This window comes from Pseudomonas sp. CP-1 (genome assembly GCF_021213715.1).
GTDB classification, from domain to species: domain Bacteria; phylum Pseudomonadota; class Gammaproteobacteria; order Pseudomonadales; family Pseudomonadaceae; genus Pseudomonas; species Pseudomonas aeruginosa.
On sequence record NZ_JAJQKY010000005.1, the window covers coordinates 170314 to 185069 of the forward strand.

The 14756-nt window shown below is 67.7% G+C and carries 10 protein-coding genes; 6 read left to right on the plus strand and 4 right to left on the minus strand.

What is annotated here, in order from left to right:
* Positions 1-2 precede the first annotated feature (2 nt).
* Complete coding sequence (locus LT948_RS12530; RefSeq protein ID WP_019484385.1) at positions 3-1625, minus strand: inorganic phosphate transporter; 1623 nt, start codon at positions 1623-1625, stop codon at positions 3-5.
* A gap of 379 nt (positions 1626-2004) precedes the next feature.
* Here LT948_RS12530 and LT948_RS12535 point away from each other — a divergent pair, with 379 nt between their 5' ends.
* From LT948_RS12535 to LT948_RS12545, 3 genes are all read left to right on the plus strand, one after another.
* Positions 2005-3336 (plus strand): NfeD family protein, encoded by a 1332-nt coding sequence (locus LT948_RS12535; RefSeq protein WP_034074665.1) that lies wholly within the window; start codon positions 2005-2007, stop codon positions 3334-3336.
* Positions 3333-4127, plus strand: a complete 795-nt coding sequence (locus LT948_RS12540) for a slipin family protein (RefSeq protein ID WP_003084693.1) — start codon at positions 3333-3335, stop codon at positions 4125-4127. The genes LT948_RS12535 and LT948_RS12540 overlap by 4 nt, the downstream gene beginning before the upstream one ends.
* Before the next feature lie 107 nt (positions 4128-4234).
* Positions 4235-4966, plus strand: coding sequence for a substrate-binding periplasmic protein (locus LT948_RS12545; protein WP_003084696.1), 732 nt, complete (start codon positions 4235-4237; stop codon positions 4964-4966).
* On the opposite strand, the gene yccS is transcribed toward LT948_RS12545, so the two are convergent.
* Complete coding sequence (gene yccS / locus LT948_RS12550) at positions 4963-7164, minus strand: YccS family putative transporter (RefSeq protein WP_003084700.1); 2202 nt, start codon at positions 7162-7164, stop codon at positions 4963-4965. The genes LT948_RS12545 and yccS overlap by 4 nt on opposite strands.
* A 260-nt stretch (positions 7165-7424) precedes the next feature.
* Positions 7425-8801 (minus strand): ATP-dependent RNA helicase DbpA, encoded by a 1377-nt coding sequence (dbpA, locus tag LT948_RS12555; protein ID WP_023092317.1) that lies wholly within the window; start codon positions 8799-8801, stop codon positions 7425-7427.
* Between the two features lie 347 nt (positions 8802-9148).
* Between dbpA and LT948_RS12560 the strand changes: the two genes are divergently transcribed.
* The gene (locus LT948_RS12560) at positions 9149-9358 is read left to right on the plus strand and encodes a cold-shock protein (RefSeq protein WP_003084710.1); all 210 of its coding nucleotides are present in this window, start codon (positions 9149-9151) and stop codon (positions 9356-9358) included.
* Positions 9359-9507: 149 nt separating this feature from the next.
* A complete protein-coding gene (rloA3, locus tag LT948_RS12565; protein WP_003117916.1) occupies positions 9508-10032 on the plus strand; it encodes a retropepsin-like aspartic peptidase RloA3 in 525 nt (174 codons plus the stop codon).
* Between the two features lie 102 nt (positions 10033-10134).
* Here the strand turns inward: rloA3 and mdtD are convergent, their stop codons facing one another.
* Complete coding sequence (mdtD, locus tag LT948_RS12570; RefSeq protein WP_023092318.1) at positions 10135-11568, minus strand: multidrug transporter subunit MdtD; 1434 nt, start codon at positions 11566-11568, stop codon at positions 10135-10137.
* A gap of 374 nt (positions 11569-11942) precedes the next feature.
* On the opposite strand from mdtD, the gene clpG reads away from it, so the two are divergent.
* The gene (gene clpG / locus LT948_RS12575) at positions 11943-14741 is read left to right on the plus strand and encodes an AAA family protein disaggregase ClpG (RefSeq protein ID WP_023092319.1); all 2799 of its coding nucleotides are present in this window, start codon (positions 11943-11945) and stop codon (positions 14739-14741) included.
* The last annotated feature ends 15 nt before the right edge of the window (positions 14742-14756 follow it).

The window sequence follows — 14756 nt, forward strand, 5'->3', positions numbered from 1 at the left end:
TTTCAGAACAGCCGGGTAAGCAGCCAGTAGAGCGAGGCCGAGAGCAGGATCGCCGCCGGCAGCGTCAGCACCCAGGCCATCAGCAGGTTGCGGATGGTCTTCCACTGTAGTCCCGAACCGTTCGCCGCCATGGTCCCGGCCACCCCGGAAGACAGCACATGGGTGGTGGAGACCGGCAAGCCATACAGGTCCGCCGCGCCAATGGTCAGCATCGCCACGGTTTCCGCCGAGGCGCCCTGGGCGTAGGTCAGGTGGGTCTTGCCGATCTTCTCGCCGACCGTCACCACGATGCGTTTCCAGCCGACCATGGTGCCCAGGCCGAGGGCGATGGCCACGGCGATCTTCACCCATAGCGGGATGAACTTGGTGGCATCGTCGATCTTCCGCTTGAACGCCTGCAACTTGCCGCGGGTGTCGGCGTCGAAGCGGCCGACGCCGTCCTTGTCCATCAGGCGGATCGCCTCGGAGGTCAGGTACATGTCGTTGCGCACGTTGCCCATGGCTTCCGCCGGTACCCGCGAGAACGCGCCATAGCCTTTCACTTCCTGGCCGATCGAGCCGGTCAGGGCGGCCAGCGCCGGGATCAGCTCAGGCGATGCCTGCTTGCTGCGCACGTAGTCGGAGAGTACCTGGCGCGGATCGGCCGGCGCCGGTTGCGGCGCGCTCTTCACCAGCGCTTGCTGGGTGACCTCGGCGACGGCGGCGAACTGCACCGCCTGGTCCGCCGGCATGGTGCGGTTCAGGGCGTAGGCCATCGGCAGGGTGCCGACCAGGATCAGCATGATCAGGCCCATGCCTTTCTGTCCGTCGTTGGAGCCGTGGGCGAAGGACACCCCGGTACAGGTCAGGATCAGCAGGCCGCGGATCCACCAGGGCGGCGGCGCCTTGCCCTTCGGCGCCTTGTACAGCGCGCGGTTCTTCACCAGCAGGCGCAGCGCCAGGAGCAACAGGGCGGCGCAGGCGAAGCCGATCAGCGGCGAGAGCAGCAGGGAGTAGCCGACCTTGGTCGCCTGGCCCCAGTCCACCCCGCTGGTGCCATCGCGCCCGTGCATCAGCGCGTTGGCCACGCCGACGCCGATGATCGAGCCGATCAGGGTGTGCGAGGACGACGCCGGCAGGCCCAGCCACCAGGTCCCGAGGTTCCACAGGATGGCGGCGATCAGCAGGGCGAAGACCATGGCGAAGCCGGCCGAGGAACCGACCTGCAGGATCAGTTCCACCGGCAGCAGGGCGATGATGCCGAAGGCCACCGCGCCGCTGGAGAGCAATACGCCGAGAAAGTTGAAGCAACCCGACCAGACCACCGCGAAGTGCGGCGGCAGCGAGTGGGTGTAGATCACCGTGGCCACCGCGTTGGCGGTGTCGTGGAAGCCGTTGACGAACTCGAAGCCGAGGGCGATCAGCAGGGCCACGCCGAGCAGCAGGAAGGGCGTCCAGGTGGTGATCGTGGAACCGACGTCATCGACGTCCTGCATCAGGCTGTAGGCGCTGAACAGCAGTCCGGTGGCGAGCACGGCGAAGAATACGAGGGCGGTGAGGCGGCCGGGACGTTGCTCGAGATGGGGCTTGTGCGCGTTGCCGGCGGCACTGGCGACGGCGTCGGCGGGAAGGACATCGGAGGTCATGGTGCGGGTCCGCGCTGGGGATGACCGGCACATGATGGGCAGGCGATTGTGACAAGTTATGTCTTGCGCATACCGGCTTCGTCTGGCGAAGAAAGGACAAGGGCCGCGGGAGGCCGCCGGAAGCCGGATGGGGTCGGGCGCCAGGCGGCCTGCCCGCTGCGGCCGCGAAGATTAATGAATTCCTGTGGCGAGTGCCATCATTTCGTCGCTAAAAAGTTGGCATGTTGAGGGATTTGCCGATCCGGACACGCGCGGGGAAGGCGAGAGCCACTGAACTAGACTGAGAAGTGCGCGGCGGGGCCGGTCGCTTGCCGGCCCGGTGCGCGGGACGAGCACCTTCGTCCCGGGGTGGCCCGGCCGGGCGGTCGGGGAGGTCGATATGGGGATGCCGTGCCGGCTCGCGCTGGCGCTGTTGCTGTGCTTCGCCGGCCCGGCCTGTCTCGCGGCCTCCGGGCCGGTTCGGGTGCTCTCGGTGGATGGTGCGATCGGCCCGGCCAGCGCCGATTACCTGGTGCGCGGCATCGAGCGTGCCGCCGAGGACGGCGCGCAACTGGTAGTGCTGGAACTGGACACGCCCGGCGGCCTGGACGCATCGATGCGGCGCATCGTCAAGGCGATCCTCGCCAGCCAAGTGCCGGTCGCCGGTTTCGTCGCGCCCAGCGGGGCGCGGGCGGCGAGCGCCGGCACCTACATCCTGTATGCCTGCCATATCGCGGCGATGGCGCCGGGCACCAACCTCGGCGCTGCCACCCCGGTGCGCCTGGGGACGCCGGACAAGCCCGCAGAGAAGCCCCCGGCGCGGGACGCCGAACCCATGGCGCGCAAGCAGGTCAACGACGCCGCCGCCTATATCCGTGGCCTCGCGCAACTGCGCGGGCGCAACGTCGAGTGGGCCGAGCGCGCGGTGCGCGAGGCGGTCAGCCTGGCGGCGCACGAGGCGGCGGCGCAGAAGGTGATCGACCTGCAGGCCCGCGACCTGCCCGACCTGCTGCGCCAGCTCGACGGCCGCAGCCTGCGCGTCGGCGAGCGCGCGCTGACCCTGGCTACCGCCGGCGCCACGGTCGAGCGCCAGGCACCGGACTGGCGCGCGCGGTTGCTGGCGGTGCTCACCGATCCCAGTGTGGCGCTGATCCTGATGATGATCGGCATCTACGGGCTGATCTTCGAACTGGCCAATCCCGGCATGGCGCTGCCCGGCGTGCTCGGCGGCATCTGCCTGCTGCTCGGCCTGTACGCCCTGCAGATGCTGCCGGTCAACTACGCCGGGCTGGCGCTGATCGCGCTGGGCCTGGCGTTCATGGTGGGCGAGGCGTTCGTCGCCAGCTTCGGCGTGCTCGGCATCGGCGGAATCGTCTCGTTCGTGGTCGGCGCGCTGATCCTGATCGATACCGAGGTGCCCGGCTACGGCATTCCGCCCGGCCTGGTGGTGGCCCTGGCGTTGCTCAGCGCCGCGCTGATCGTCGGTCTGCTGGGCATGGCCCTGCGTACTCGCCGGCAAGCGGTGGTAAGTGGCACCGCCGGATTGGTCGGCAGCCTGGCGACGGTGGCGGCGGTGGATTCCGAACAACCCTGCGCAGGCTGGGTGCTGCTCCAGGGCGAGCGCTGGCGGGTGCTCGCCGCGCGGCCGCTGGCGGTGGGCCAGCCGGTCTGGGTGCTGGCGCGCAAGGGCCTGCTCCTGGAAGTCGCGCTGGCCGATGAAGGAGGTGGATGATGGGTATTTCCTATGGTTTGGCGATGTTGCTGGTGTTCCTCGCGCTGCTGCTGTTCAGCGCGCTGCGCATCCTCCGCGAGTACGAGCGTGGCGTGGTGTTCCAGCTCGGGCGGTTCTGGAAGGTCAAGGGGCCGGGGCTGGTGCTGGTGATCCCGGCGATCCAGCAGATGGTGCGCATCGACCTGCGCACCATCGTTCTCGACGTGCCGCCGCAGGATGTGATTTCCCGCGACAACGTTTCGGTGAAGGTCAACGCGGTGGTGTACTTCCGCGTGCTCGATCCGCAGAAGGCGATCATCCAGGTGGAGAACTACCTGGCCGCCACCAGCCAGTTGGCGCAGACCACCCTGCGCGCGGTGCTGGGCAAGCACGAACTGGACGAGATGCTCGCCGAGCGCGAGCGCCTGAACCTGGATATCCAGCAAGTGCTCGATGCGCAGACCGACGCCTGGGGCATCAAGGTGGCGAATGTGGAAATCAAGCACGTCGATCTCAACGAATCGATGGTCCGCGCCATCGCCCGGCAGGCCGAGGCGGAGCGTGAGCGCAGGGCCAAGGTGATCCATGCCGAGGGCGAGCTGCAAGCCTCGGAGAAACTCATGCAGGCGGCGCAGATGCTCGGCCGGCAGAGTGGCGCCATGCAGTTGCGCTACATGCAGACCCTCGGCGCGATCGCCGGCGACAAGAGTTCGACCATCGTCTTCCCGATGCCGATCGAACTCTTCGGCGGCAAGTACGCAGGTGCCGCGCCGCGGAACGAAAAGGCCGCCGGAGAGGACGAGGAGAGGTGAACGCGCGCGGTTTGTGATGGAAATATCATCGAGCCGCGACACGGGGACATGCGTGCCCGGGGTCGGGATGGCTATGCTGTGGCGATCCACTCCCGGGACGCTCCTTCATGCTGCGATGCGCACTCCTGCTGCTGACATTGCTCCTCCCTTGCGCGCTGCCTGCCGCCAACCTGCGCCTGGTCGGCGACTCCTGGCCGCCTTTCGTCGATTCGCGCCTGCCTGGCAACGGCCTGGCGGTGGAACTGGTGACCACCGCGCTCAAGCGCGCCGGCTTCGACTCGAGTTTCCAGCAGGTACCCTGGTCGCGTGCCCTGTACGGCGTGCGCAGCGGCGACTACGACATCGCCCTGAGCGCCTGGTACGAGCCCGCCCGCAGCCTCTACGGGCAGTTTTCCCGCGCCTACCTGAGCAACCGCATCCGCCTGCTGCAACGCAAGGGGCGGGGTATCGAGTTTTCCCGCCTGAGCGACCTGCGTCCCTACCGCATCGCGGTCGTGCGCGACTATGCCTACGCGCCCGAATTCGACCGTGACAGCCGTCTGCAGAAGGTCAACGTGACCAGCTTCGCCAACGCCGCGCGGATGCTCGAGGCGGGGCGGGTCGACCTGGCGGTGGAGGACGAGCTGGCGCTGGGGGTCGCCTTCAAGGGCGAACTGGCCGATTTGCGCGACAAGCTGGAGGTACTGCCCATCCCGCTTGGCGAGAACGGCCTGCACCTGCTGGTGAGCCTGAGGAATCCCCGGCATGACGAGATCGTCGAAGGCTTCGACCTGGCCATCCGCGGCATGCGCGACGACGGCAGCTACCAGCGCCTGCTGGAGCGCTACGGCGCGCGCTAGGGCTGGCCTGGCAGCGGCTGCGCGCCGGCCAGTTCCTTCTTCAGCAAGTGCGCGGCCAGGGTGCGCAGCGGGGCGAGCTGGCGGCAGATGTGCGCCAGTTGGGTCTGTACCAGGCGATGGCTGTCGTCCATGTCCTCGGGCATCTGCTCCAGTTCCTTGGCCAGCGCTTCCTCCTCTTCGCTGTAGATGGCGACCGGGCGTTTCTGTTCCAGGCTCGCGGCGATTTCCTCGAGGCTGGCGGAGAGCCGCTCGGCGGCGCGCTCCAGGAGGCCGTCGCTGGCGTCCTCGGGCAGGCTTTCGCGGTGCGCGCCGAGACCGGATAGATAGCTGAGCAGGGTGTGCGAGAGGACCAGGAAGCGGAAGCCGATCTCGGCGTCCTTCCTGAAGTGGCCGGGCTCCAGGAGCATGTTCGACAGGGTGGTCGACAGCGCTGCGTCGGCGTTGTGCGCGTTGCGCCGGGCGGTGCGGTAGTCGAGGTCGTCGCGCTTGCCGGTGGCGTACTGCTGCATGATCTGCCGCAGGTAACGGCTGTTGCAGGCGAGGGTGTTGGCGAGCATGCGGTTGAGCCGGCGGCCCTGCCAATCGGGCAGCACCAGGAACACCGCGAGGCCGGCGATCAGGCTGCCCAGCAAGGTATCGAACAGGCGGGGCAGGATCAGCCCGTAGCCATCGCCGACCTGGTTGAAGCAGAACAGCACCAGCAGGGTGATCGCCGCCGTCGCCAGGGTATAGCGACTGCTGCGGGTGGCGAAGAAGGCGACCCCGGCGGCGACCGCGAACAGCGACTGCACCAGCGGGCTGGGGAACAGGTCGATCAGCGCCCAGCCGACCACCAGGCCGACCACCGTACCGAGGATCCGCTGCACCAGGCGCAGGCGGGTCGCGCCATAGTTGGGCTGGCAGACGAACACCGTGGTGAGCAGTATCCAGTAGCCCTGGGTCGGATGGATCCAGTGCAGCACGCCGTAGCCGGCGGTCAGCGCCAGGGCCATGCGCAGGCCGTGGCGGAACAGCAGCGAGGTCGGGGTGAGCTGCTGGCGCAGGCGCTCGAAGGCGTCCTTCAGGCTGCGCGGCGAGCGGTCGAGCAGGGCGCTGTCCTGTTCGTCGGCGATGGCGTCCGGGTTGCTCGCCCCGGCCAGCTTGCGGTCCAGCGTGGTGAGGTTGGCGGCCAGGGCGCCGAGCGAGCGAAGCAGGCCCTTCCAGGCCGGGTTGCTCTGCTGGCGCAGGTGTTCGAGCGAGGCCTGGAGGTCTTCCAGGGCCAGCTCGCGGTCGGCGTAGTCGAACGGCTGGCGCAGGCGGATAGCCCGCGCCAGGGCCTGGCAGGCCTTGCCCTGCTGGTTGAGCAGGCGCTGGCAGCGGAACAGCACGTCGCTGTGGAAGAACGCCTCGGCCAGCCGGTTGTACGGGTAGTGCGAGGAACTGGCGCGCTCATGGACGTCCTGGGCGATGAAATAGAGCTTCAGGTAGCGGCTCACCTTGGGGCCCGGCCGGCCATGGCCGAGGCGGTTGAGAATGGTCTCCTTGGCCTGGTTCAGCGCCACCACCACCTTACCGTTCTGCCGTGCCAGGGCGAGGCGCTGGCCCTCCACGTCGAGCTGGCGCAACGGTTCGAACAGGCTCGACTTGATCCTCAGGTATTCGCCCAGCTCGAAATACAGGCGGGAAAGACTCTGCTGCACCGGCTGGTTGGAGAACAGCGCGTTCCACAGCACTGAGAGCAGCCCGTACCAGGCCGCCCCGGCCACCAGCAGCAGCGGTTCGTGCCAGACATCGGCGACCTCACCACCGCGCTGGTCCACGCCGATCATGGTGTAGATCGAGAGGATCAGGGTCGCCGAGGCGATCGCCGCATAGCGCTCGCCGAGGGCGCCGAGGAGGATCATGCCGAACGCCGACAGCGCCATCCCGGAAACGAACAGCCAGGGATAGGGGAACAGCAACTCGACGGCGAAGGCGGCGACGCTGAAGCACAGCAGGGTCACCAGCAGCGCTTGCAGGCGGCCGAGCCAGTTGTCGTCGGTCTCCGCCAGGGCGCTGGCGATGATCCCGAGGAACAGCGGGATCAGCAGCTCGATGCGGTCCTGCCACCAGCACAGCAGCAGGGCGCCGGCCAGGGCGATGAACACCCGCAGGCTGTAGGCGAACTTGTCGAGGGCCCAGAGGCGGCGGAGCGTGTGTGTCAGCGAAGAGGGCGGCATGGGGCGGAGTGCTATCCGATGGTCCGTGGTTCAGCCTATGTGGCCTGTCCGGCTAATTCAATCGGCCGATTTCGCGCGACTGGAAGTCCGCTGCCCGCCGCAGTCGCAGGAAACGCTGCCGTGGGCAACTCGGTCGAGCCGGGCATCTGGCGGATGCAGGCTTCGTGCCTGCGAACGCTAAGACGTCGTCGCCGCGCCGGAAGTTACCCGGCGGCGATATCGCGCGCCGGAGCGGGCCCGGCGAGCGAAGCGGCGGCGCGTTACAGCAGGCGGACCTTGAACGAGCGCCCCTTGATCTTGCCTTCGCTCAGGCGCTTGAGGGCCTGGTGGGCGAGGCCGCGCTCGATGGCGACGAAGGCCTGGAAGTCGAAGATGGCGATCTTGCCCACCGCGCTGCCGGGCAGCCCGGCGTCGCCGGTGAGGGCACCGAGCAGGTCGCCGGGGCGCACCTTGTCCTTGCGTCCGCCGGCGATGCACAGGGTGCTCATCGGCGGCAGCAATGGCTCCGGGCTGGCCTTCAACTGGCCGAGGGCGTACCAGGCCAGCGGCTGCTTCTGCAGGTCCTCGATGGCCTGCGCGCGGCTGGCCTCGGCCGGCGCCACCAGCGACAGGGCCAGGCCTTTCTCGCCGGCGCGACCGCTGCGTCCGATGCGATGGATGTGGACCTCCGGGTCGCGTGCCAGCTCGACGTTGATCACCGTTTCCAGGGCGGCGATGTCCAGCCCGCGGGCGGCCACGTCGGTGGCCACCAGTACGTTGCAACTGCGGTTGGCGAACACCGTCAGGACCTGGTCGCGCTCGCGCTGCTCCAGGTCGCCGTGCAGGGCCAGGGCGGAAATCCGCTGCGCCTTCAGTGCGTCGGCCAGCTCCTGGCACTGCTGGCGGGTCTGGCAGAAGGCCACGCAGGACTGCGGCCGGAAATGCTGGAGCAGGCGTGCCACGGCGTCCATGCGCTGCTTCGGATCGATCTCGAAGAAGCGCTGCTCGATCTGGCTGTCGGCGTGCAGCGACTCGACCTTCACCTGTCGCGGATCGCGCATGAAGGTCTTCGCCAGCTTCTCGATGCCGTCCGGGTAGGTGGCGGAGAACAGCAGGGTCTGCCGGCGCTCGGGGAGCTGGCCGATGATCTCGGCGATGCTGTCGTAGAAGCCCATGTCGAGCATCCGGTCGGCTTCGTCGAGGACTAGGGTATTGAGCCCGTCGAGGACCAGGGTGCCTTTGCGCAGGTGCTCCTGGATGCGCCCCGGGGTGCCGACCACCACGTGCGCGCCGTGCTCCAGCGAAGCCACCTGCGGGCCGTAGGGGACGCCGCCGCAGAGGGTCAGGACCTTGATGTTGTCGGCGGCGCGGGCCAGCCGGCGGATCTCCTTGGCGACCTGGTCGGCCAGTTCGCGGGTCGGGCACAGCACCAGCGCCTGGCAGCCGAAGTAGCGCGGGTTCAGCGGGCTGAGCAGGGCGAGGCCGAAGGCCGCGGTCTTGCCGCTGCCGGTCTTGGCCTGGGCGATCAGGTCGTGACCCTGGAGGATCAGCGGCAGGCTCTGCGCCTGGATCGGCGTCATCTCCCGGTAACCGAGGGAGTCGAGATTGGCCAGGAGGTCCGCGGAAAGCGGCAGCGAGGAGAAAGCGGTGGAGGTCACGGGGCAGGGCTCGGCAGGCGATACGAGCGGCTAGTCTAGCAGCCTGCGGCGGCTTGCCGCGTGCGATCGCCGCCGGAGCAGCAGCGACAGGCAATGTATCTTTGGCCAGTACCGTTCGTCCGAAAAACGAAAAAAGCGCGTTTCTGTATTTTTATACAGGTTCGCTTTCCTCAGTTTTTTGTCGTAGAGTGCTGACACTGTGTTTGCATGGGTCGCCGTCGATCGTGACCTGATGCGGTCGGAAATTCCAGCCCGTCCTGCTCGACTCCTTGTAACTCCTTGCAACTCAGTTACCGGCTACGATTTCGTGGCTAAATCAATACCCATAGTTCCAAGGAGAACTTGCAATGTCCCGTCAGAACGGCACCGTTAAGTGGTTCAACGAAACCAAAGGCTACGGCTTCATTACCCCGGAAAGCGGCCCGGACGTTTTCGTTCACTTCCGTGCCATCGAAGGTAACGGCTTCAAGACCCTGGCCGAAGGCCAGAAGGTCAGCTTCGAAGTCGTACAAGGCCAGAAAGGCATGCAGGCCGAGCGCGTTCAGGTGATCAACTAAGATCCCTGGGCCCAGCCCGAAGAACCCGGATGGAAGCATCCGGGTTTTTTATTGCCCGGAGAAAACCGTCACACTGTCTTCGCCTGCCGTTCACCCTGTCTTGACGAGTTCCCGCCCAGAGTGGCCCGGTCCCGTTCGGAGTCGTTTCGATGAAGCCTGTGCAATCCCGTCGTCTGGCCTTCGCCGCGCTGTTGTCGCTGTCGTTCTCTTCCGCGTCCTGCCATGCCGCCACCGAGCACTGGGGCTGGATCGAGCAGTCCTGGCTGATGCCCGAGCGCATGCAGGCCAAGGCCAAGCTGGATACCGGCGCGCTGACCTCGTCGCTGGACGCGAGGAATATCCATCGCTACAGGAAGGACGGCGAGCGCTGGGTGCGCTTCGATGTCGTGCTGCCCACCGCCGACAGCAAGGCGCCGGTCAGCGTGACCTTCGAGCGCAAGGTGCTGCGGCTGATCAAGGTGCGCGGCGCCGGTGGCAGCGACAGCCGTCCGGTGGTGGCGATGGACATCTGCCTGGGCGCCAAGCTGCTGCGCGAGCAGTTCTCCCTGCGCGACCGCGGCAACATGAACTATCCGGTGCTGCTCGGCCGCCGCACGCTCGAACACCTCGGCGCGGTCGACGTGTCCCGAACCTTCACCCGCAAACCCACCTGCGGCGCGCTTGCCGCTCAGTAGAAGAACCCGCGCGGCAGTCCGGCGGCCAGCGCCAGCCGGGGCAGCACGATCAGCGCCGTCATCCACAGGTTGCGCGGGCGCGCCTCGTCCTCGCGAGCCCGGCTAGAGGTCCGGGTCCTTTTCCGGATCGACCCGGCGTGGGCTGGTGCGGCCGTCCTCGCTGCCGAGCTGGAAGAAGATCGCTGCGGCCAGCATCGACATCAGGCCGACGCTGACATAGGTGGCGTGGAAGGCGCCGAGTACGGTGTCCTGCCCCGTATCCAGGTCGGTCTGGAAACCGCCCAGCAACGCCGCCGCGCAAGCCACGCCAAGGCTGATCGACAATTGCACGACCACCGACATCAGGCTGTTGCCGCTGCTGGCGTTGCTGTCCTGCAGGTCGATCAGGGTGAGGGTGTTCATCGCCGTGAATTGCAGGGAGTTCACCGCGCCGAGCAGGCTCAGGTGCAGCAGCAGCCAGACGTAGGGGGTGTCCTGGTCGACCAGGCCGAAGCCGGCGATCAGGCAGCCGAGGATCAGGGTGTTGCCGACCAGCAGCTTGCGATAGCCGAAGAAGTCCAGCAGTGGCTTGGCCATCGGCTTGGCGACCATCGCGAACAGCGCCAGCGGGATCATGGTCATGCCCGCGGTGGAAGGCGGGTAGCCCAGTCCCACCTGCAGCAGCAGCGGGGTGAGGAAGGGCAGGGCGCCGCTGCCCAGGCGGGCGAACAGGTTGCCGAGGATGCCGACGGCGAAGGTCCGCGCCTTGAACAGGCTCGGCGGGAACAGCGGCTTGTCGATGCGTAGCGCGCGCAGCCAGTAGGCGGTGAGCAGGACCAGTCCGCCGATCAGCAGCAGGACCACGCGCAGGTGCGACAGGTGCAGCTCTCCGAGTCCTTCCAGGGCGATGGAGATCAGCACCATGGAGCCGCCGAAGAGCAGGAAGCCGATGCTGTCGAAACGGCTCGGCACCGGGCTGCGCAGGTCCGGCATCAGCTTCATCGCCATCAGGCAGCCGAGCAGGCCGACCGGCAGGTTGATCAGGAAGATCCAGTGCCAGGAGGCGTACTCCACCAGCCAGCCGCCCAGCGTCGGTCCCGCCAGCGGGCCGAGCAGGCCGGGAATGGTGACGAAGCTGAGCACCCGCACCAGGTCCTGGCGCGGGTAGACGCGCAGGATCACCAGCCGTCCCACCGGCATCATCAGCGCGCCGCCGACGCCCTGTACGATGCGCGCGCCGACCAGCAGTTCGAGGCTCGGCGACAGCGCGCAAAGCAACGAGCCGAGGCTGAACAGCAGTACCGCGCCGAGGAATACCCGGCGTGTGCCGAAACGGTCGGCGATCCACCCCGAGGCCGGTATCAGCAGGGCCACCGTGAGCAGGTAGGCGATCACCACCGCCTGCATGCGCAGCGGGTTTTCGTTCAGCGAACTGGCCATGCTCGGTAGTGCGGTGTTGAGGATGGTGCCGTCGAGGGCTTGCATGAAGAAGGCGACGGCGACCAGCCAGGGCAGTTGGCGGGCGATGCGGGGGGTGAGCTGGAACGGCTCGCTCATGGACGGGCTCCCTCGGGCGGACAGGGCCCAAGCATAGAGAAGTTCTCGCCGCGATGGGACGGCCGACGACCGGATCGGGGCGAACAGCGGGCATTGCCGCGGAAGTCGCGGGCCAGAGCGGTCGCCTTTCATTGTCCTGGGTCAAGCCGAAGCGCTGGCGCTCGCCGGCTGCTGTGCTAGTACTCAAGAGTCACCCCGTCAGTGGCTGCGGATGCGACGCCGGCGCTTCGTCATCGCACGGACATGTCCCGCGTTGCATGCTCGACGGCGCGTGCTTCACCGCCTTGTCGCGATGTTCTCCACGCAGCGCTCGGCGACCCCGGTCGCCGCCGCCGTCGCCGAAGCCCACCTTCCGTGGAAACAGGAGCCCTCCCATGGCCCAGGAACTTTGCGCTATCTGCCACGAACGTCCCGCCGTCGCCCGCGTCAGCCTGGTACAGAACGGCCAGCGCCGCGAACTCGCCCTCTGCGAACTGCACTACCGCCAGTTGATGCGCCAGCAGCGCATGCGCTCGCCGCTGGAGTCGCTGTTCGGCGGCGGCAGCCCGTTCGACGAGATCTTCTCCGGCTTCGGCGAGCAGAGCCCGGTCACCCCGGTGCGCGCCCGCGAGCCGGAGGCGGTGGACATCGCCGAGTACTTCAGCAAGCAGACCACCGAGTACCTGCAACGCGCCGCGCAGGTCGCCGCCGAATTCGGCAAGCGCGAAGTGGACACCGAGCACCTGCTCTACGCCCTGGCCGACGCCGACGTGGTGCAGGCGGTGCTCAAGCAGTTCGGCCTGTCGCCGGCCGACCTCAAGCAGTACATCGAGGCCAACGCCGTGCGCGGCGCCAGCAAGGGCGAGGCGAGCGAGGACATGACCATCTCGCCACGGGTGAAGAGCGCCTTGCAGCATGCCTTCGCCCTGTCCCGCGAACTCGGCCACAGCTATGTCGGCCCCGAGCACCTGTTGCTCGGCCTGGCAGCGGTGCCGGACAGCTTCGCCGGGACGCTCCTGAAGAAGTACGGCCTGACCGAGCAGGCGCTACGGCAGAAAGCGGTCAAGGTGGTCGGCAAGGGCGCCGAGGACGGCCGCGTGGACGGCCCGAGCAACACTCCGCAACTGGACAAGTTCAGCCGCGACCTGACCCGGCTGGCCCGCGAAGGCAAGCTCGATCCGGTGATCGGCCGCTCGAAGGAAGTCGAGACCACCATCGAGGTGCTCGCCCGGCGCAAGAAGAACAACCCGGTGCTGATCGGCGAGCCCGGCGTCGGCAAGACCGCCATCGTCGAAGGCCTGGCCCAGCGCATGGTCCAGGGCGAGGTGCCGGAGGTGCTGCGCGACAAGCGCCTGGTCGAACTGAACATCAACGCCATGGTCGCCGGCGCCAAGTACCGCGGCGAGTTCGAGGAACGCCTCAAGCAGGTGATGGACGAACTGCAGGCGGCGCAGAGCGAGATCATCCTGTTCATCGACGAGGTGCACACCATCGTCGGTGCCGGCCAGGGCGGCGGCGAAGGCGGGCTGGACGTGGCCAACGTGCTGAAGCCGGCGATGGCGCGCGGCGAGATGAACCTGATCGGCGCCACCACCCTCAACGAGTACCAGAAGTACATCGAGAAGGACGCCGCGCTGGAGCGGCGCTTCCAGCCGGTGTTCGTCCCCGAGCCGACGGTGGAGCAGACCATCTCCATCCTCCGTGGCCTGCGCGACAAGCTCGAAGGCCACCACAAGGTGACCATCCGCGACGAGGCCTTCGTCGCCGCCGCCGAGCTGTCCGACCGCTACATCGGCAACCGCTTCCTGCCGGACAAGGCCATCGACCTGATCGACCAGGCCGCCGCCCGCGTGCGCATCGCCAGCACCTCGCGGCCGGCCGAGATCCAGGAACTGGAGGCCGAGCTGGCGCAGCTCAAGCGCGAGGAGGACTACGCCGCCAGCCGCAAGTGGTACGACGAGGCGAAGGTCTTCGAGAAACGCATCCAGGAACGCAAGGAACACCTCGAGCAGATCACCGAGCGCTGGCAGCAGACCCAGGGGTCGAAGACCGAGGAGGTGCGGGTCGAGGACATCGCCGAGATCATCTCCAAGCTCACCGGCATCCCGGTCACCGAACTGACCGCCGAGGAGCGCGAGAAGCTCCTGCAGATGGAAGAGCGCCTGCACCAGCGGGTGATCGGCCAGCAGGAAGCGATCACCGCGGTCAGCGACGCCGTGCGCCTGGCCCGCGCCGGGCTGCGCCAGGGCAGCCGGCCGATCGCCACCTTCCTGTTCCTCGGCCCGACCGGGGTGGGCAAGACCGAGCTGGCCAAGGCCTTGGCCGAGGTGGTGTTCGGCGACGAAGACGCGATGATCCGCATCGACATGAGCGAATACATGGAGCGCCACGCGGTGTCCCGGCTGATCGGTGCGCCGCCGGGCTACGTCGGCTACGACGAGGGCGGCCAGCTCACCGAGCGGGTGCGCCGGCGGCCGTACAGCGTGATCCTGCTCGATGAGATCGAGAAGGCCCACGCCGACGTCAACAACATCCTCCTGCAGGTGTTCGACGACGGCCGCCTGACCGACGGCAAGGGGCGCGTGGTGGACTTCACCAACACCATCATCATCGCCACCAGCAACCTCGGCTCCGAGCTGATCATGAAGAACGCCCAGGCCGGCGAGTTCGCCCAGCCGCCGGAGAAGCTCAAGCGCGAACTGATGACTACCCTGCGCGGGCATTTCCGCCCGGAATTCCTCAACCGCCTCGACGAGGTGATCGTCTTCGAATCGTTGAGCAAGGCGCAGATCGAGGACATCGTGCGCCTGCAACTGGAGCGGGTGAAGCGCGCCGCGCACGCCCAGGACATCTACCTGCACATCGACGACAGCCTGGTCGGCCACCTCGCCGAAGAGGCCTACCAGCCGGAGTTCGGCGCCCGCGAACTGAAGCGGCAGATCCGCCAGCAGCTGGAGACGCGCCTGGCCACGGCGATGCTCAAGGGCGAGGTGAAGGAGGGCGAGACGGTCACCTTCTTCTACGACGCCAAGGACGGCGTCGGCTACCGCAAGGGCGCCGCGCCGAAGCCGGCGGCACGCAAGAAGTCCGGTGCCGGCGAGACGCCCAGGGGCCGCGCGACGGCGGCGAGGAAGCCGGCGGCGAAGAAAGGCGCCGCCGCCAAGGGCAAGGCCGACAAGCCGAAGGCCAAGTGACCCGACCAAGGTTGG